This is a genomic window from Thermoflexus sp. (assembly GCF_034432235.1).
Classification (GTDB): Bacteria; Chloroflexota; Anaerolineae; order Thermoflexales; family Thermoflexaceae; genus Thermoflexus.
Genome location: NZ_DAOUCJ010000031.1, coordinates 95170 through 113753, shown reverse-complemented (window position 1 = coordinate 113753; position 18584 = coordinate 95170). Strand labels below are relative to the sequence as shown.

Genomic DNA, 18584 nt, shown 5'->3' with positions numbered 1-18584 from the left:
TTCGCGCCGTCGGTTATCCGCGCACGTTCAACGGCGTCATCGACGAGGTGGAGATCTTCAACCGGGCGCTCACGCAGGGTGAGATCCAGTCCATCTATAACGCCGGTCCAGCGGGCAAATGTAAGCTGATCCCCACACCGACGCCCACAGCGACGAAGACCTCGACGCCTTCGCCTTCCGGGACGGCGACGGCTGTTTCTTCCCCGACCTCCACACCCGTGTCTGGAGCGTTCGATCTCACGGTGAGCAAATCCGCCTCCTGCAGCGGGATCTACACCTGCGGCTTCACCCTCACGGTGACGAACCTGGGGCCGGGGGTTTACAGTGGACCCCTCACCCTGGTTGACACCACCAGCCCGGCATGGTCCACGTTGTTCGCCGGAGGCGGGAGCCTGGGATCCGGTCCCCCATGCTCGTATTCCTCCGCTTCAGGAGGGATGGTGACCTGTCAGCAGCCCTCTGTGACGCTGGGTCCGGGCCAGAGCGCCACGATGTTCTTCGGCGTCTACTTCGGCCCCTCGGGATACAGCGGATCCTTCAAGAACTGCGTGAGCCTGCAGGGGATTTCGGATGCGAACAGTGGGAACAACACCTCCTGCATCGGGGTCTCCCCTGCCGGGCCTCCGCCCACGCCGACGGCTTCGCCCGCCCTCGCCTGCGTGATCTCCTCAACGGGCCTGACCGCCTGGTGGCGGATGAACGACCCGGCGGGCAGCACCACCCTCAGCGAGGGGATGGGCGCCCATCCGGGAACCCCACAGGACAGCAGCGGGAACCCCCTTCCCATCGGCGCCGGCACAGGCGCTCCCCCCTGGGTGGGATCGGTCAGCGGCCAGGTGGGGAACGCGCTCTTTTTCGATCGATCCTATGGCCGGATCCCTCACCACCCGGCATTGAACATCGGCTCAAATGGGATGAGTGTGGCAGGCTGGCTGTATACCCCTCCCCCATCCTCCGCTACGCCGTCCCTGCAACCCATCCTGGACAAGACCTACAGCGTGAGCCCGGGATGTCAAATCCTCCAGGGGTATGCCCTCTTCCTGGAATGGAACGCCGGGGCGAATGCCTATGACCTGATCTTCCGTCTCGGCAACGGCGTGGGAAGCCCGGGCTCCTCCCGGGTGACGGCGACCGGCGCGGTTCTTCCGAACCAGCCGACCTTTGTCGCAGCCACAGTGGCCTGGCAGCCCGGGAATACAGCGCCGGTGCGGCTGTATGTGAACGGGAGCCAGGTCCAGACCGGGACGATCTCCGGCGTCAACGCCACGAATGTGGCCAGCCCGGCGGACCTGTGGCTGGGGGGATATCAAGGTCCCCTCCCTTCCAGCACATGCGCGGGGGCTCCGGGGGAGCCGGTGGGTCCATTCTTCGGGAACCGGCTACGGCTGGACGAATGGGAGCTCTGGAGCCGGGTGTTAAGCCCGGCGGAGGTCGCTGCGCTCTACAATCACGAGAAGGCCGGTAACCCGAAGTGCTCCCCATAGGGAGGCGCTGTGGACCCCTTTTCCGCGGGGCGCGGGCTACCCTCAGCGGCCCGCGCCCCGCGAAAGCGCCGCCCGATGAAATCCCCCAGCCGAACGAAGCCCCTTCATCCCCCACGGGTTCTTTTAGATCTCCAGGATTCCGGTTATGATGAATAGGCTGGCATCCAGTTCGATGGGGAGGTCGCCCGCGAATGCCCGGACCGTCATGGCGTTATGGGGACCTGATTCTGGTGGCGGGTTCCGGCCATCCGCAACTGGCCGAGGAAATCGCGGAGTGCCTGGGGGTCCCGTTGCTCCCCCGCGAGATCATCGTTTTCCCGAACGAAAACATCTTCGTCCGCCTGCTCGCCAGCGTCCGCGGGCAGGATGTTTTCGTGATCCAGAGCACGGCCTCGCCGGTGAACTATAACCTGATGGAGCTCTTCATCCTGCTGGACACCATCAAGCGGGCGAATGCGGGCCGCATCACTGCGGTCATCCCCTATCTGGCCTACGCCCGGAGCGACAAGAAAGATCAGCCCCGCGTGCCCATCACCGCGCGCCTGGTGGCGGACTTCATCGCCGTGGCCGGGGCGGATCGCTGGGTGACCATCGACCTGCACGCCAGCCAGATCCAGGGCTTCTTCAGCATCCCGGGCGATGAGCTGACGGCTTTCCACCTCCTCAGCGATTACCTGCTGGAGAAAAACTTCTCTCCTGAGGAAGCTGTGGTGGTGGCCGCCGACCTGGGGTTCGCCAAGAAGGCGCGCAACTACGCCGCCAAGCTTAACCTGCCCATCGCTTTCGTGGAGAAGCGTCGGACCGGGACCCAGACGGAGGCCCTGACGGTGATCGGAGACGTAGGGGGGAAGAAGGTGATCCTGGTGGACGATGAAGTGGACACGGCGGGATCAGTGAGCGGCGCGGTGCGCGTCCTGAAGGAGCATGGGGCGGAGGAAATCTACCTCTGCTTCACCCATGCGGTCCTCTCCGGCCCCGCGGTGGATCGCCTGCGCGCGCTGCCGCTGAAGGAGATCATCTGCACGAACACCATTCCGATCCCGCCCCACAAGCGCCTCCCGAACATGACCGTTCTCTCCATCGGACCGATGCTCGCCGAGGTGATCCGTCGCATTCATGAGGGCCGCTCCGTCGGCCAGCTGTTCAATGAGTGAGGGAGGCGAGCATGGGACAGGGAGGCCAGGCCCGCCGACGGAAGGGCCTGGGATGGATCGGGCTGGCCGCGCTGTGGCTGGGGATGGGTCTGCGATTCTATCGCCTGGAGGCTCAGAGCCTGTGGTATGACGAAGGAACATCCGCCCGCCTGAGCGAAGGTCCTCTCCGGCACATCCTGGAAAGCGCGGCCCAGGATATTCATCCTCCGTTGTATTACGTGCTGTTGCACGGATGGGCCGACCTCGCCGGCCGTTCGGAGTTCTCCCTTCGGGCCTTCTCCGCCCTGACGGGCGTGCTCCTCATCGCGGCCGTCGGGAACTTAACCGCCCGGCTCTTCAACCGGGAGGCCGGCAGGCTCGCCATGCTCCTGATCGCCATCCACCCTCTGGCCATTTACTACGCCCAGGAGGTCCGGATGTATACCCTCCTGGGGCTGTGGGCGGCGTTGCATTCCATCTTCTGGCTGACCTGGCGGCGGCGGCCCCGGCCGGGCCGCGCCCTGGGGCTTCTTCTGACCGGGGCCGCGGGATGGTATACCCACTACGTGTTCCCGGCGATCCCCGCGGCTCATCTTCTAAGCATGCTGATCGACAGCGGGCATGGCAGTTCCCGACGGCTCCTCCGCTGGATGGGCCTTCAGGCGTGGATCGGATTGGCCGTCCTGCCGTGGGCTCCGGTCGCCCTCACCCAGCTACGACAATGGCCGGCCCCCGCGCCGGTCCCGCCCGCCGAGGCCCTCCGAGCCATCCTGCGCGCCCTGAGCGCCGGGATTACCCTTCCCCCGGAAGTCCCTTCGGGGATCGTCGCGTTGCCCCTGATCGGGGTCAGCCTGGGACTCATACGGGGTATCGTGGACCGCGCGGCCTTTCCGGAGTCCAAGCCGAGGGGATCCTGGATCGCGCTCATGCTGATGGCGGGCCCGATCGGGCTGGTGCTGGGGCGGGGAGCCTATCGGGAGGCGAATCTCAAGTTTTTCATGGCCGCCCTTCCGGCTTTCATCGCCCTGTGGGCGGCCGGCCTCGAGCGGATCCAGTGGCTTCTCCGGAAGCGCGGAGGCCGGTGGGGGGGGCGGCTCGGCCTCGCCCTCGCGCTGGGCCTGATGCTCGGCCCGCTGGGGATCAGCATGTGGGCGCTCTATTTCGATCCCCGCTTCTCCCGGGATGATTACCGGGGACTGGCCCGGATGCTGGCCGTCGGGATCCGACCCGGGGATGGGATCCTGCTGTATGCCCCCGGACAGGTCGATGTGTTCACTTACTACTGGCCGCAAGCCCCCTTGCTCCCTGCCCCGTTGCGGCGTCCACCCCCGCCGGAGGAGATCCAGGAAACCCTGGCCCCGGCGCTGCGCGGGCGGAACCGGCTTTTCGTGCTCTGGTATGGGGAACGGGAGGCGGATCCGGAAGGCCGGGTCGAAACGTGGCTGGACACCCACGCCTTCCGGGCGGAGGAGCGTTGGGTCGGCCGCATCCGCTTCGCGGTTTACGGTTTGGGGGAACCGGACCCCCATCCCGCGCCCGGGGTTCAGTTTGGAGAAGCCATTCAGGTGGATGGGTATGGGATAACCCCTTCCCCCCTGCACCCCGGGGATGTGCTGCGGGTGATGATCCGATGGCGAGTCCGGGCTCCCCTTTCCACAGCCTATAAAGTCTTCGTGCATGTGCAGGGCCCAGATGGCCGTCCGGTGGCCCAGACGGATCGGGAGCCTCTGGGATGGCGTCGCCCGACCACTACCTGGCGCCCAGGCGAGGTCCTGGAGGATCGTTACGGCGTGTGGTTGCCGCCGACGCTGGCCCCTGGACGCTATCCGGTGCTCATCGGTTTCTACATGCCGGATGGACAGCGCCTACCGGTGTTTCGCCACGGTCAGCGGATCGGGGAGGCATGGGAAATCGGGATCATCGAAGTTCGATAGGCCTTCGGGCCGCGGGGGAGGGATAGAGAAAGGAATCCGCCCTTCTCAGAATTCGCACCCGCCGGTATCCTGAATGTATTCGTTGTTCACACCCCCATTATTCCTTCTGAACGGGAGGGAACCCGCCGATGGTGGGAACGCTCATCAACGTCGCGACCGTGGTGGTGGGCAGCGGCGCCGGGATGCTGGTAGGCAGCCGCCTTCCCGAGCGCGTCCGTCAGACCGTGTTGCATGGCCTGGGCCTGATGACCCTGGTTATCGGGATGAGCATGGCCCTTCAAACCCAGAATCCGCTCCGGATGCTGGCGGCGTTACTCCTCGGTGGAATCATCGGAGAGGGACTGCGTTTGGAGGAACGCCTCCAGGCCCTGGGGCGCTGGCTGGAGCTCCGGGTCTCCGGGAACAGCGGGGAGGGCAGCGCCTTCGTGAAGGGCTTCGTCACCGCCAGCCTGGTCTTCTGCGTCGGCCCCATGACCATCCTCGGCTCCATCCAGGACGGCCTGACCGGCAATTACACCCTCCTGGCGATCAAGGCCACCCTGGATGGCTTCGCCTCCCTGGCCTTCAGCGCCTCCCTGGGCATGGGAGTGATGTTCGCCGCTCTGACGGTGCTGATCTATCAGGGATCCCTCACCCTGGGGGCGGGGCTGGTGAAGGCGCTCCTTACCGAGACGATGATCACCGAGATGACCGCCGTCGGCGGGGCGATGATCCTGGGGATCGGGCTGCTGTTGCTGGACATCCAGCGCATCCGCGTGGCCAGCTTTCTGCCCGGGCTGCTGATCGCCCCGCTCCTCGTCGCGCTGACCCCCACGGTGAACGCGCTCCTGACCCGGCTGGGAATCCCTCTGACTCCATAAGGTGGATCTCATCGGGGGCTTCTGGAGGGAGGAACCAGATTCCAGAGCGTGGGGATTTCTGAGAACGATCGGGCGGGATGCTTTCCATCCAGGAGGGGGGACCTATGCTTATCCGGAACGGAACGCTGGTGGTTGCCGATGGGATGCTGCGAGCGGACCTGCGTGTGGAAGGGGAGCGGATCGCCGCCATCGGGGATCTTCTCCCTTATCCCGGAGAGCCCGTGGTGGATGCCGCGGGATGCATGGTCCTTCCGGGCCTCGTGGATCCCCACGTCCATATCGCCCTGGACACCGGGATCTATCGCACCGACGACGACTGGTTCATCGGAACCCGGGCGGCGGCCTTCGGGGGGGTGACCACGGTGGTGGATTTCGCCACCCAATTCCGCGGGCAAACCTTCGAAGAAGCCCTGGCGTCCCGCCTGGAAGAGGCTCGCGGGAAAGCGGTGGTGGATTACGCGCTCCATATGATGGTGACCGATCTCCCCCCGGGGAAGGAGGGGGAACTGGGGAAGCTGGTCGCTCAGGGCGTGGCCGGCATCAAGCTTTACACCACGTATCGCCCGAACTACTACGCGGATGATGCGACCCTTCTACGCCTGATGCGGGCCGCCGGCGCCCTGGGGCTCATCACGATGGTCCACTGCGAGAACGATGCGATGGTGACGGAAGCCATCGAGCGCCTGAAGGCCGAGGGTCAGACCAGCCTGCGGGAACACGGTCGCTCCCGGCCGCCCTTCGCGGAGGTCGAGGCGGTGCACCGGGTTCTCTTCCTGGCTGCCGAGGCCCACGCCCCCGTCTACATTGTCCACTGCTCCACCGCCCGCGCGGTCGACCTGGTCCATGAGGCCGCTCGGCAGGGCCAGCCGGCTTTCGCCGAAACCTGCCCTCAGTATCTCCTCCTGGATGAAACCGCTTACGGAGGGCCGCATCCCGAGTGGTATATCCTCCAGCCTCCCCTGCGACCGGCCGCTGAGCGGGCCGGGCTGTGGGAGCGGCTCCACCGGGGATGGATCGCCGCCATCGGGACCGACCACTGCGATTATACGCTCCGCCAGAAGACCGCCACGGGGTCCTTTCTCACCACCCCCGGGGGGTTGCCCGGGCTGGAGACCATGCTGCCGCTTCTGTATACCTTCGGCATCCTGGAAGGCCGAATCGGATGGCCGGACCTGGTGCGCCTGTGCGCGACGAATCCGGCGAAGCTCTTTGGCCTGTATCCCCGCAAGGGAGCGCTGCAACCCGGATCGGATGCGGACCTGGTCCTTTACGATCCAGAGCCCGAGGAGATCCTCACCGCCGCCCATCTGCATTACATCGCGGGTTACACGCCCTATGAGGGCTGGCGGGTTCGGGGGCGCGTGCGCACGGTGATGGTCCGCGGCCAGATCGTGGTGGAGGACGGCGTCTTTCGGGGAACTCCAGGATGGGGACGCTTTGTTCCCGCCGAAACGTTCTCCCTCCAGATGGCCCGTTCGGCTCTGAGCTGACCCGCCCGAACGATGGAGGGCACGTAGACTTCTTGGGCCGTTCGGTGCGGTGGGGCGCGCCCTCAGCGCCCCACCGCCATATTGATCATGTCCCCTCCCAGCGCCGGATCACCAGCACGCTGTTGTGCCCGCCGAAGCCAAAGGCGTTGGTCATCGCGATGCGAACCTCCTTCCGCCGGGCGACGTTGGGCACGTAGTCCAGGTCACACTCCGGATCCGGGTTTCGCAGGTTGATCGTGGGCGGGATGATCCCCTCGCGGATGGCCATCACACAGAAGATCGCCTCCAGGGCACCGGTGGCCCCGATCATATGGCCTGTCATGGACTTGGTGGCGCTGACCGGGATCTCATAGGCCCGCTCGCCGAATACGGTCTTGATGGCCATCGTCTCCGTCTTGTCATTGAGCGGGGTTCCGGTTCCGTGGGCGTTGATGTAATCCACCTCCTCCGGACGGATCCCGGCTTTGCGGAGGGCCTTGGCCATCGCCCGCGCCGCCCCGGCCCCGTTCTCGTCCGGAGCGATGGGATGATAGGCATCCGAGGTCGCCCCGTAGCCGATGATCTCCGCCAGCGGCTCCGCGCCACGGGATAGAGCGAACTCCAGATCCTCCAGCACCAGGATCCCCGCTCCCTCCCCCATCACCGTCCCATCCCGATCTTTATCGAACGGCCGGCAGGCCCCCGCGGGGTCGTCGTTGCGGCGGGACATGGCGCCGATGCGATCGAAGGCCGCGATGCCGATATAGGTGATGCTGGCCTCGGCACCCCCGGCGATGCACACCCGGCAATCCCCGCTGCGGATCAACTCGTAGGCGATGCCGATGGCGTCGGCCCCCGCCGCGCATGCGGAGACAGTGGCGAAGTTCGGGCCCCGCGCGCCCAGCTCAATCGCGATCTGGGCAGATGCCCCATCTGTGATCACCATGGGGATCACGAAGGGATGAAGCAGACGGGGGCTCTTGTGAAGCGCCGTCTCCACCCCATCGGCGAAGCTCTGAGCTCCGCCGATGGCGGAGCCGATGATCACCCCCACCTCGTCGGCGATGGAGTCCGTGATCCGCAGGTTCGCCTGGCGCACGGCCTCCCGCGTGGCAGCCACCGCAAACTGCTCAAAGCGATCCCGTCGTCGCGCCTCCCGGGCATCCATATAGTTCAGGGGATCGAACCCCTTCACCTCGGCGGCGATGCGCACATTTAAGGAGGAAGCATCGAAAAGGGTGATCGGACCCACGCCGGAGCGGCCGGCAATGGCGCTGGCCCAACTGGTCGGCACATCCAGGCCCAGCGGGGTAATGGCCCCCATCCCGGTGATCACAACCCGACGTGGCTGCATCGAAACCTCCCGCCTGGAAAGTCCTGCGTGCATCCCCTCAACCGACACGGGTCACATACTCCCCGGTCCGTGTGTCCACCCGGATGATGTCCCCCTCGTTGACGAAGAGGGGAACCCGGAGCCGGTAACCGGTTTCCACCACCACCCACTTATCCGCTCCGGAGGCCGTATCGCCCTTCACCCCCGGCTCCGCCTCCACTACCCGCAGGTCCACCGTCACCGGCAGCTCCACCCCCAGGGGCTCGCCTTCGTATTCCCGCAGGATCAGCGTGATCCCCTCTTTCAGGAAGTTCACCGCCTCCCCCAGTCGCTCGGCCGGGACCGGGATCTGCTCATAGGTTCGGGTATCCATCATGTAGTAGAGATCGCCGTCCCGATATAGGAACTGGACCTCCCGGTTCTCCACCCGGATATCCTGCACCCGATCCCCGGAGAGGAACGTCTTATCGATGATGGCTCCCGTGCGCAGGTTGCGCAGTTTGGTCCGGATGAAGGCGTTTCCCCGGCCGGGTTTATGATGCTGATATTCCAGGACCTCGTAGATCTGCCCGTCCAGGATAAACGTGGTTCCCTTTCGCAGATCGTTCACATCGATCATCGGTCCGTCCTCCCGAACATCACGGGGTTTGTGGATGTCCGGCGGGCCTGGAAAAGCCTTGACCCTTCCCATGACCGCATGGACTTCCAGTCCGAGGGGCATTATAAAAAAGAGGGGGAAGCCCGTCAATGGGAGGTGGAATCCGATGCCGGAATTCTTCACCGTGCTGCCGCCGGAGAAGGCGCTGGAGCAGCTGCGGGCGTATCTTTCTCCCCTCCCCCCGGAGACGGTGCCGCTGACCCAGGCCCTGGGGCGGGTCCTGGCGCAACCGATCTTCGCCCCGGAGCCCCTTCCCGCGTTCCCCCGCAGCACGGTGGATGGGTATGCCGTGCGGGCGGCGGATACCTTCGGCGCCACGGAAAGCCTCCCGGCTTACCTTCGTCTTGTCGGCGAAGTCCCCATGGGCCGGTCTCCCGGACTGTCCATCGGCCCGGGCGAGGCCGCCCTGATCCACACCGGCGGGATGCTCCCGGAGGGGGCCGATGCGGTGGTGATGCTGGAGCGAACCCAGCGGCTGGATGCGGAGACCATCGAGGTGCTGCGGCCGGTCGCCCCGGGGGAGAACGTAATCGGGATCGGCGAGGACATCCCCGCCGGAGCGCTCGCCTTCCCAGCCCACCATCGCCTTCGCCCTCAGGATCTGGGGGCCCTGGCCGCCCTGGGTGTCATGGAGGTCTCCGTGGCGCGGGTGCCCCAGGTGGCCATCCTCGGCAGCGGGGATGAGATCGTTCCCCCAGCGCAAACGCCTCAGCCCGGGCAGGTTCGCGATGTCAACACCTTCTCCCTGATCGGCCTGATCCGTCAGCACGGCGGAGAGCCGCTCCCCCGGGGGATCGCGCCGGATCGCCTCGAGATCCTGGAAGAGATGGCTCGGGAAGCCTTCGAAGCGGCGGATGTGCTGGTGTTCACCGCGGGCAGCTCCGTCAGCACCCGGGATCTCACGGCCGCCGTAATCGAGCGCCTGGGTCCCCCCGGGATCCTGGCCCACGGGCTGGCGATCCGCCCTGGGAAACCCACCCTGGTCGCCTTCTGCCGCGGGAAGCCGGTTCTGGGGCTGCCGGGCAACCCGGTCTCCGCCTTCGTGGTCGCCCGCATGCTCCTCGTCCCCCTGCTTTACTTCCTCCGGGGCCTGGAGCCGCCGGCCCCTTCCCTTCAACCCGCTCGCCTGACCCACAACATCCCCTCCGCGCCAGGACGCATCGACTGGGTTCCGGTCCGGCTCATCCATCGCGAGGGCACATGGTGGGCCGAGCCGTTGTTCGGGAAAAGCAACATGATCTTCACCCTGGCCCGTTCCGACGGCCTGGTGATGGTTCCCCTGGATCTCAACGGCCTGCAAGCAGGGGATTCCGTAGAGGTCTGGCGATGGGAATAGGATGCGCAGGGATGGCACAGGCCTTCCCCTTCCGGGTTTCACCCGGTGGCCTCCCTCCCTGCCCGGGCCCCATGGACCGAATCAGGTTCCATCCAGCTCTCCCAGCGGCTCGAACCAGGCGGTGAAGTGACGCAGGAGCTTCGGCGCCCGAAGGATGCGGAACCCCCGGATTCGCTCCCGCTGCGCGTAGACCCGGACGCACACCTCCACCACGTAATCCAGATGGCTCTGGGTGTAAACCCGTCGGGGGATCGCCAGCCGCACCAGCTCCAGGCGAGGCGAAAGCACCCGCCCCGTCTGAGGGTCTTCCTGCGCCAGCATCACGCTGCCGATCTCCACGCCCCGGATCCCGCCTTCCAGGTAAAGATGCACGGCAAGGGCGTGGCCCGGGTATTCCGAGGGAGGGATGTGGGGGAGAAAGCGGCCGGCATCCAGATACACGGCGTGTCCTCCCGGGGGCACCACAATGGGGATCCCGGCCTGCTGGAGGGATTCCGCCAGATAGCGCACCTGAGCAATGCGGTAGGCCAGGTAATCCTCATCCAGCGCCTCCCTCAAACCCACCGCGATGGCCTCCAGATCCCGCCCGGCCAGCCCGCCGTAGGTGGGGAACCCTTCCCGGAGCACCAGCTGGGCGCACAACGCTTCGTAGAGCTCGGGGTCCTTCAACGCGATGAACCCACCAATGTTGGCCAGCCCATCCTTCTTGGCGCTCATCAGACAGCCATCCGCGTATCCAAAAAGCTCCCGGGCGATCTCCTGCACCGGCCGGTCGGAGTAGCCCGGCTCGCGCAGCTTGATGAGATAGACGTTTTCCGCATACCGGGCCGCATCCAGGTAGAGCGGCTTCCCATACCGGTGGGCGATGGCCGCCACCGTGCGGACGTTCTCCATGGAGACCGGCTGTCCGCCCACCGTGTTGTTGGTCAGCGTTAGCATCACAAAGGGGATGTTTTCCGGCCCGACCTGTTCGAAGAACGCTTCCAGCCTGGCCGGATCCATGTTCCCTTTGAAGGGATGCTCCAGCGTGGGATCATAGGCCTCATCGATGACCAGATCGACCGGGTCGGCGGAGCGGGCCAGGAGGTTCGCCCGGGTGGTATCGAAGTGATTGTTGCTGGGGACCCGCTGGCCGGGCCGCACCGTCACGGCGAAGAAGATATGCTCCGCCGCACGGCCCTGATGCACAGGCACGACATAAGGATAGCCCGTGATCTCCTGAACCGCCTCCTGGAACCGGTAGAAACTCCGGGCCCCCGCGTAGGATTCATCCCCCTGCATCATCGCCCCCCATTGGCGGTCGCTCATCGCCCCCGTCCCCGAATCCGTCAGCAGGTCGATGAACACATCCTCCGCCCGCAGGCGGAAGAGGTTATAGCCTGCCTCCTGAAGGCGTCGCCGCCGCTCCTCTCGGGAGAGCGGCCGCAACGGCTCCACCACCTTGATCCGAAAGGGTTCCGGCGGATGGATCGGCATGGAAAGCTCCTCCAGATAGGTTCAGGGGTTCCTCGCCGGACGCTCAGCGCTCCCTCTCCTGGGACACAATGGCGATCCCGGTGAGGATCAATCCGCCCCCCAGGATTTTCACCCACGTCGGCGCTTCCCGCAGGATCACATAGGCCAGGATCGTTGAACCGATGGGCTCCCCCAGGGTGGTCACCGTAACCACCGCGGTCGGCAGATAACGCAGGGCCCAGTTGAAGGAGGAATGGCCGATCAGCTGGGGGAAGACCGCCACCAGGGTCATCCAGAGGTAGGTCTGAGGCGAATAACCCAGGACAGGGAGCTTCAACCCGGCTACGATCAGCAGGCAGACCACCGCGGCGAACCCGTAGACGAAGCCGATATACACCGGGAGGGAGAACCGGCTGCGCACCCGACGGCCGATCATAAAATAGCCCGCCACCATGATCGCCCCGATGAGGGCCAGGAGGTTGCCGACCATGGGGAGGCGGCCGCCTCCCTCCAGCGTGCAGCGCAGCGGCGGCCACGAACACGCGTCGCTGAAGCCCACCACCGCGCTCCCCGTTAGGGCGATGAGAATCCCCAGGATGACCCGGGAAGGGATGGTTTCGCGCAGGAAAACCGGCGCCGCGATGGCAACGAAAACCGGCGAGAGGGAAACCAGCACCACCGAGCTGGCCACTGTGGTGTATTCCAGGGAGGTGATCCAGGTCACGAAATGCAGGGCCAGGAAGATCCCGGACAGCATCATCCAGAGGAGATCCCGGCGGGTCATCTGCGCCAGCTCATGGCGATACCGCAGGAAGGCCACCGGGAGGATCAGCAAGGTGGCCAGGCTCAGACGATAGGCGGCGATGACCAGGGAAGAGGCTTCCCGCTGGGCGAAACGAATGAAAATCGAAGACATCGAAACGGCCAGAAGGCCGACGAAGAGAACCAGGTAAGGAGGGACGGGAGGTTTTTCCGGATTGTGCACGTTGTCTGCCTCCGGTGGGAGCTTCCTGAGTCTGCGCATGAGGTCTGATTTCGGTATAATTCGATTGAACGCTTTTGACAAATCGCCGGAGCAGCGCGCCGGGATCTCTTCTTCATCTCCAGATCATCATCAGCCCGAAGGGAGCGCAACCAGGAACGGAGTTCCATGGGGATGGAAGAGCGGGGGATTTCGAAGACAGGCAAGATGGATGAAGAGGGCATGGATCGCACGCTGCGGCGGGACGGAAACATAGGGTTTCCTTCCCCATATCCCCTTCCCCGGGGGGAAGCCGAGGCGATGGCTCAGCGAGCAGCCCATGCGCTGGAGATCCGCCCCATCCCTACCCCTCATCCCCGGCTGATCTTGATGGTCGGTCTGCCCGGGACCGGGAAATCCACCCTGGCCCGCCGGCTGGCCGCCCTGCTTCCGGCCCCCATCGTGGAGTCCGACCGGGTGCGGCGGATCCTGTTCAAGTGGCCCCGGCATACCCTGAACGAAAGCCGGCGCGTTCATCAGGTGTGCCGGGTGCTCATGGAGCAGCTCCTGCGTCAGGGCTCCTCGGTGATCTTCGACGCCACCAACCTGATCGAGGCCCACCGCGCCCTGATCTATCAGATCGCAGACCGCCTCCGGGTTCCCCTTGTGATCCTCTTTGTCACTGCCCCTCCCGAAGTGGTGCGAGATCGCCTGGAGGGGCGCGTCCGTCAGCGTCATCCGGAAGACGCCAGCGAGGCCACCTGGCCGGTTTACGAACGGATGCGACGCCATATGGAGCCCATCGGTCGGCCCTATCTCGAGGTGGATACCTCCCAGGATCTGGACGCCCTGCTCCCGCAACTGGTGAGGACCATCCATCAGGCGGCCTGCCCGGGTGCGGGGACCCATCATCCATAACGGGAGGAGGTTTCCCGTTCGATTCGATCCCAACGGGAGGGGTGATGAAACTGGAGGATGAACTGACGTTCGTGCGGGAAGGGGTGGCAGCCCTGGAGGATTATCTGGCCTCGGACATGGTTTACGGGCCCCTTCGCCCCTTCTCCGCCATCTTTCCATCGCTCAGCATCGGCGGCCTGCTGGAGAGCCTGCGGCGGTTGGAGGCGCTCCAGAGCCGTCTTCCGGCGCAGGCCCGCGCGGAGCTGGAGGCTCTGAAAACCCACCTGGAGCGGGTGCGAGAGGTCCATCAGGCCCGCTACCGGCAGAAGCTGGAGCGGGAGCTCAGCAGCCGCCTGGACGCCTGGACATGGTATCTGGAGGATTATGAGAGACATCCAGAAGAGGTCGCTCCGAGCTATCCAGCGCAGGCGCATATTCGCTTGAAGATCGAGCTCCTGCTGGAAGAGGGAGAGCGCCTCGGATTGGATGTGGAGAACATCCGAAACCGCGTGCGGGCGCTGGACCAGACGCTGCGACGGAACTGGGAGCCGGGTCCGTTTCTATGGGAGGAGGCTCTGCAAGAGGTTTTCCCACGCGATCGCTTCTGGTGGCTCTACGGCCGACTCCGAGGCGGATGAAAAGCCTGGAGGGCGATCGCCTTGCCGTTGACATTTGAGCTCATCCTGTGCATGATCAAGCCATCTGGGGCGCGCGCCCATCGAACTTCCCTTCCACGCCGCCTGCGCCCATCGGATGCGCCATCCCACAGAAAGGAGGTGATGCGACATGGACGAAAAACGTCGGACAGACTTGAAAGAGGCGGGCCGTCGCATCACCTCCGGTGAACGCTGATCGGCGACGGCCCGCCGGGAGAGGCCGCTTCCCCTCTGGAAGCGGCCTCTTCATTACGATGGAGAGCCTGACCGCAAGGTCCAGATAAAAACCGGACCGGCCACCCTGCGCGGCCGGTCCGGTTTCTGAAATCCATCTCGGGGAAGCCTTTTCAGGTCAGGAACTCCCGCAATTGGCGGCTCCGACGGGGGTGACGCAGCCGGCGTAGAGCCCGCCCTTCGATCTGCCGGATACGCTCCCGCGTCAGCCCGAACTTCTTCCCCACCTCCTCCAGAGTGTAGCACCGCCCGTTCACCAGGCCAAACCGCAGCCGAAGGATCCGGGCCTCGCGAGGGCTGAGGGTCGAGAGGATCTCCTCAATCTTCTCCCGGAGCAGGTTCTGATAAGTGATCTGGTTCGGAGAGGGAGAGGATTCGTCCTCAATGAAGTAGCCCAGCTCGTCCTCCTCATCCTCCCCCACCGGGTTTTCCAGGCTCAAAGGCTGCCAAGAAACCCGGAACATCCACTCCACCTTTCGGGGATCCACCCCCAGCTCGGCCGCGATCTCCTCCGCGGTCGGCTTGCGGCCCAGGCTCTGCTCCAGCTCATGGGCCACCCGATACAGCTTGCGGATCCGATCGCTCATGTGAACCGGAACCCGGATCGTGCGGCTCTGATCCGCGATCGCCCGGGTGATGGTCTGTCGGATCCACCATGTGGCATACGTGCTGAAGCGGTAACCCCGCCGGTAATCGAACTTCTCCACCGCCTTCATCAGCCCCAGGTTCCCCTCCTGGATCAGGTCCAGGAAGGGAACCCCGCGGCCCATGTATTTCTTGGCGATGCTGACCACCAGACGGGTGTTGGCTTTAATAAGATGTTCCCGGGCCTTGCGGCCTTCCTCCACCAGCCGCTCCAGCCGGGACCGCTGTTGAGGGGAGAGGCGACGGGCTTCCCGGAGCCGTCGGGCGGCCTGCTGGCCCCGGAACACCTGCCGGGCCAGCCGCACCTCCTCCTCACTGGTCAGCAGGGGAACACGGGCCATCTCCTTTAGATAGAGCCCTACCGTGTCATCCACGTCGATGTCGGCCAGGTCGTCATCCTCCCCCAGGACCACATCGCTGGTCTCGAAATGTTCCTCCGCCTCCTCTTCTTCCTCCTCCTCGATCTCGCGAAGGAACCGCTCCTCTTCCTCGATGTTGATCCGGGTGTCGTCGTAGAGCTCGATGCCTGCCTCCTGCAACCACAGGCAGATCTCATCCAGTTCCTCGGGGGACTCCTCCGCCTCCGGATAGACCTCCAGGATATCTGTAACCGTCAGGTAACCCTGCCGCTCCGCCAGAGAAAGAAGCTCTCCTATGACCTCATCGAAGCTCGCCATCGTCGCTCCTCTCCGATCACAGATAAAAAGGTCCAGCCGCCTTCCCGGGATCCCCGGATCTCAAGCTTTCGCTTCGGGCTTTCATTTGCCTCCTCATGGACAGCAGCCGGATGGTTGCTTTCCCCCAATGGATCCTGGATTGCAGAGGATCTTCGATCCCCGGCCCCCGGCCATCGGGGCGACCACCAGGGCCACTTTCCGCAATCCACCGCCCGGTCATTCGGATAGACGAAACACCTGCAGGGCGGCCCATCGGGGATCTGGCTCGCGGACGCAGCCGCAATCCCCCTCATTCAGATTCTGGCCGCACTCCGGGCACAGCCCGCGGCAATCCGGACGGCAGAGAACCCGCAACGGCGTGTTCAGCAGGATATGCTCCCGCAACGGCGCAGTCAGGAAGAGATACCCATCATCCGTTACCGCATAAAATGTCTCCCCGGGGATATCCACCGGGGATAGAAAAAAGGCCTCCTCAAACTCAAAGGTCATGGGGAAGGCGACCGGTTCCAGACAACGGGCGCACGAAGCGTGGATCTGCGTGGAGATCGTCCCAGAGGCCAGGAGCCGGCGATCGGAACGGACCAGCTCAATCTCCCCCCGGAGATAATCCACTTCCACCCCGTAGCCCAAATCTCCCGGTCCTTCCTCCAGGGATAGCACCATCCGGCTCCCAATCGGCGCGCCCACCAGCGCGCCCACCCGATAGCGCAACATCATCATGGAGCCCTCCAGGATAGGCCGCTGGATCCCATGGCCTGATCCAGAGTTGGGGCGGTTCGGAAAAACCTACTGGGGTAATTATAGCACGGGGGGGATCTCGCCGTCAAGCGAAAAGTTGGAATTTATTCAACACAGGACAGGTCCAGCGGAGGGACCGGCGCGCTCCGAATCCGTCCGCTAAATCATGGGCCCGATTTTCTCAAACAAAAGTTCTATTTTTGACGTTATTCAGGATATATTTAGTTCTGAGAAGGATTTCGAATCGATGTTTAGAGAAGGATCAACAGGCATTAACCCCCAGGTGTACGCATGGTGGATTGCACCTGTCCGGCCAGCCGGTGTGCGGCCGTGGCCAGGGGGCCATTCGGATGGCTGAGGACGAGGGGGGTGCCCTGGACCAGGGCCACGGCCTGATTGGGATCGAAGGGCACCGTGAGCATGGGTGCCCGGCCCAGCGCCCGCTCAATTGTTGGGGCGCTCAATGTGCCCGGCCCCGCGGCATGGTTCACCACGATATGGATCCGCTCCATCGGTATCCCCGCCGCTTGCAGGGCTCGCAAAGTCATCACCGTGGTTTGCAGAGCGCCCACCTCGGGGCTCATCACCAGGAATATCGGATCCGCTTGCTGACAGAGGGCCAGGCCCAGAGGTGCCAGTGTGGAAGGCCCATCAATGACCACAAAGCGAAACCGCTCACGCAGGAAATCCAGGGTCAAGCCCACCCAGGATTCTTCCAGCGCCTCCGTGACCGGCATCAGAGGAGCGGGGAACAGGCTGAGCCCTGTGGGATGGGACATCAAATGCGCTTCCAGATCCCCTTTCGAGCATCCATCCCGCCACCAATCCAGCCAGGAGATCCGGGGAGCGATCCGGAGATGGAGCCCGGCATGGCCGGAGCTCAGGCTGGCATCCCACAGCACCACGGGACCGCTGCGGATCAGGGCCAGCGCCGTGTTCACCGCCAGCGTGGTGGTCCCGGTTCCTCCGCGGAGCCCCAGGAAGAGCACCACCGAACCCTGGCCGCTCCCTCGCCGGCGTCGGTTCAGCACCTCCTGGATCCGATCCAGGAGCTCCTTTTGAGAGACCGGCTTGGCCAAGTAATCATCCGCCCGGGCGGCGAGGGCCGCCTCCCGATCCACCGGCTGCGCCCGGGCGGTGAGGACCAGGACCGGCGTGTCGCTGACCAGCGGATCGTTCCGGATGGCCTGGAGGACCTGGAAGCCATCGATCTCCGGCATCATCAAATCCAGGATCACCAGATCCGGCCGGAGCTGGCGGGTTTTTTCGATCCCATCCCCGCCATCGGCGCTGGTGAACACCTCGAACCCCGCCCGTTCCAGCATCCGGCGGACCATCTGCAGGAGCTCGATATCATCATCAATCACCAGGATGCGGGTCATCCCTGAGCCACCTCTCCGCTGAGCGAAAGCAATCCAATGAAATCCCGATTCACAAAAATCAGCTCGCCGGCGAAATCCATTCCGGGCCGATCGCTCCTCATCGCTCTTGCGTTCATGATCGGAATGAAGCGCTCCACATTGGTCACCAGAAGCGCATGGAGATCCGGCCGGCCCGCGAATTCGATGGTTCCCTCGATCTCAAACCCGGGTATGGTGGCGAACACGCCATACGTTTTGCGAGAGCCGTATGCAGGGGAAACGGCCTTCAGGGCCATCTCAATCCCCACATTCACAATCGCCATCGCAATATGGTTTTTGCTCAGGATCGCCGTCCCGAAGCTTTTGAGAATACGGGCTGGTTCGTCCAGGCAGGAGAGGAACACGGCCTCCAGAGGAATGAAAGAGGTGCGCACATCGTTTAGAACATCCCCCAGAACCCGGCCTCTCAACACCATCTGGGCGGAGATTCGATGTGTAGGAGTCAGGAAATCGACCGTAATGGTTCCCGTTCGAATTCCGGGTTGGGTCATGGGAATCCCCTTTTCTGGATAAATCAGGATCCGATCGCCTCGCCCGCGCACTCGCCTTCATTATATATAACGCAAATGCGGATATGGCAGAAGGAAGTCGGCTTCGGATGGACGAAATCTCCAACCGGGTCGCCTTCGGCAATCTAACGGTTCCAAAAGCCGCGCGGGGGAAATCGACCACTCGATTCCCAAGGAAACGGCT

General features: G+C 64.4%; 16 protein-coding genes. 8 read left to right on the top strand and 8 right to left on the bottom strand.

Features of this window, described 5'->3' with window-relative positions; all coding sequences use genetic code 11:
* The 5 genes from VAE54_RS04045 to hydA form a co-directional block, all read left to right on the top strand.
* Positions 1 to 1484: LamG-like jellyroll fold domain-containing protein (locus VAE54_RS04045; RefSeq protein WP_322800655.1), on the top strand; the 1484-nt coding region annotated here is incomplete at its 5' end.
* 191 nt (positions 1485 to 1675) lie between these two features.
* Positions 1676 to 2638: a ribose-phosphate pyrophosphokinase gene (locus tag VAE54_RS04040; RefSeq protein ID WP_322800654.1), complete on the top strand. Its 963-nt coding sequence runs from the start codon at positions 1676 to 1678 to the stop codon at positions 2636 to 2638.
* An 11-nt stretch (positions 2639 to 2649) separates the two neighbouring features.
* A complete protein-coding gene (locus tag VAE54_RS04035) occupies positions 2650 to 4551 on the top strand; it encodes a glycosyltransferase family 39 protein (RefSeq protein ID WP_322800653.1) in 1902 nt (633 codons plus the stop codon).
* 128 nt (positions 4552 to 4679) lie between these two features.
* Positions 4680 to 5411, top strand: coding sequence for a DUF554 domain-containing protein (locus tag VAE54_RS04030; protein ID WP_322800652.1), 732 nt, complete (start codon positions 4680 to 4682; stop codon positions 5409 to 5411).
* Positions 5412 to 5515: 104 nt separating this feature from the next.
* Positions 5516 to 6901: a dihydropyrimidinase gene (gene hydA / locus VAE54_RS04025; RefSeq protein WP_322800651.1), complete on the top strand. Its 1386-nt coding sequence runs from the start codon at positions 5516 to 5518 to the stop codon at positions 6899 to 6901.
* An 85-nt stretch (positions 6902 to 6986) separates the two neighbouring features.
* Here hydA and fabF read toward each other — a convergent pair whose 3' ends face one another.
* Together fabF and efp are read right to left on the bottom strand one after the other, a co-directional pair.
* A complete protein-coding gene (gene fabF / locus VAE54_RS04020; protein ID WP_322800650.1) occupies positions 6987 to 8234 on the bottom strand; it encodes a beta-ketoacyl-ACP synthase II in 1248 nt (415 codons plus the stop codon).
* Positions 8235 to 8271: 37 nt separating this feature from the next.
* On the bottom strand, positions 8272 to 8832 hold the full coding sequence (gene efp, locus VAE54_RS04015) for an elongation factor P (protein WP_322800649.1): 561 nt from the start codon (positions 8830 to 8832) through the stop codon (positions 8272 to 8274).
* Positions 8833 to 8977: 145 nt separating this feature from the next.
* On the opposite strand from efp, the gene glp reads away from it, so the two are divergent.
* The gene (gene glp / locus VAE54_RS04010) at positions 8978 to 10207 is read left to right on the top strand and encodes a gephyrin-like molybdotransferase Glp (RefSeq protein ID WP_322800648.1); all 1230 of its coding nucleotides are present in this window, start codon (positions 8978 to 8980) and stop codon (positions 10205 to 10207) included.
* 81 nt (positions 10208 to 10288) lie between these two features.
* Here the strand turns inward: glp and VAE54_RS04005 are convergent, their stop codons facing one another.
* Together VAE54_RS04005 and VAE54_RS04000 are read right to left on the bottom strand one after the other, a co-directional pair.
* Complete coding sequence (locus VAE54_RS04005; RefSeq protein ID WP_322800647.1) at positions 10289 to 11683, bottom strand: tryptophanase; 1395 nt, start codon at positions 11681 to 11683, stop codon at positions 10289 to 10291.
* A gap of 43 nt (positions 11684 to 11726) precedes the next feature.
* Positions 11727 to 12647 carry a DMT family transporter gene (locus VAE54_RS04000; RefSeq protein ID WP_322800646.1) on the bottom strand — a complete coding sequence of 307 codons (921 nt, stop codon included), beginning with the start codon at positions 12645 to 12647 and terminating at the stop codon, positions 11727 to 11729.
* Between the two features lie 297 nt (positions 12648 to 12944).
* Between VAE54_RS04000 and VAE54_RS03995 the strand changes: the two genes are divergently transcribed.
* Positions 12945 to 13541, top strand: a complete 597-nt coding sequence (locus tag VAE54_RS03995; protein ID WP_322800645.1) for an ATP-binding protein — start codon at positions 12945 to 12947, stop codon at positions 13539 to 13541.
* Positions 13542 to 13585: 44 nt separating this feature from the next.
* The gene (locus VAE54_RS03990) at positions 13586 to 14158 is read left to right on the top strand and encodes a hypothetical protein (protein ID WP_322800644.1); all 573 of its coding nucleotides are present in this window, start codon (positions 13586 to 13588) and stop codon (positions 14156 to 14158) included.
* Positions 14159 to 14523: 365 nt separating this feature from the next.
* On the opposite strand, the gene VAE54_RS03985 is transcribed toward VAE54_RS03990, so the two are convergent.
* The 4 genes from VAE54_RS03985 to VAE54_RS03970 form a co-directional block, all read right to left on the bottom strand.
* Entirely contained in the window at positions 14524 to 15732 is a 1209-nt protein-coding gene (locus tag VAE54_RS03985; RefSeq protein WP_322800643.1) for a sigma-70 family RNA polymerase sigma factor, read from the bottom strand.
* A 216-nt stretch (positions 15733 to 15948) separates the two neighbouring features.
* Positions 15949 to 16452 (bottom strand): DUF177 domain-containing protein, encoded by a 504-nt coding sequence (locus VAE54_RS03980; RefSeq protein WP_322800642.1) that lies wholly within the window; start codon positions 16450 to 16452, stop codon positions 15949 to 15951.
* 290 nt (positions 16453 to 16742) lie between these two features.
* Positions 16743 to 17852: a response regulator gene (locus VAE54_RS03975; protein WP_322800641.1), complete on the bottom strand. Its 1110-nt coding sequence runs from the start codon at positions 17850 to 17852 to the stop codon at positions 16743 to 16745.
* Positions 17849 to 18382, bottom strand: a complete 534-nt coding sequence (locus VAE54_RS03970; RefSeq protein ID WP_322800640.1) for a hypothetical protein — start codon at positions 18380 to 18382, stop codon at positions 17849 to 17851. Before VAE54_RS03970 ends, VAE54_RS03975 begins: the two co-directional genes overlap by 4 nt.
* Between the last annotated feature and the right edge of the window lie 202 nt (positions 18383 to 18584).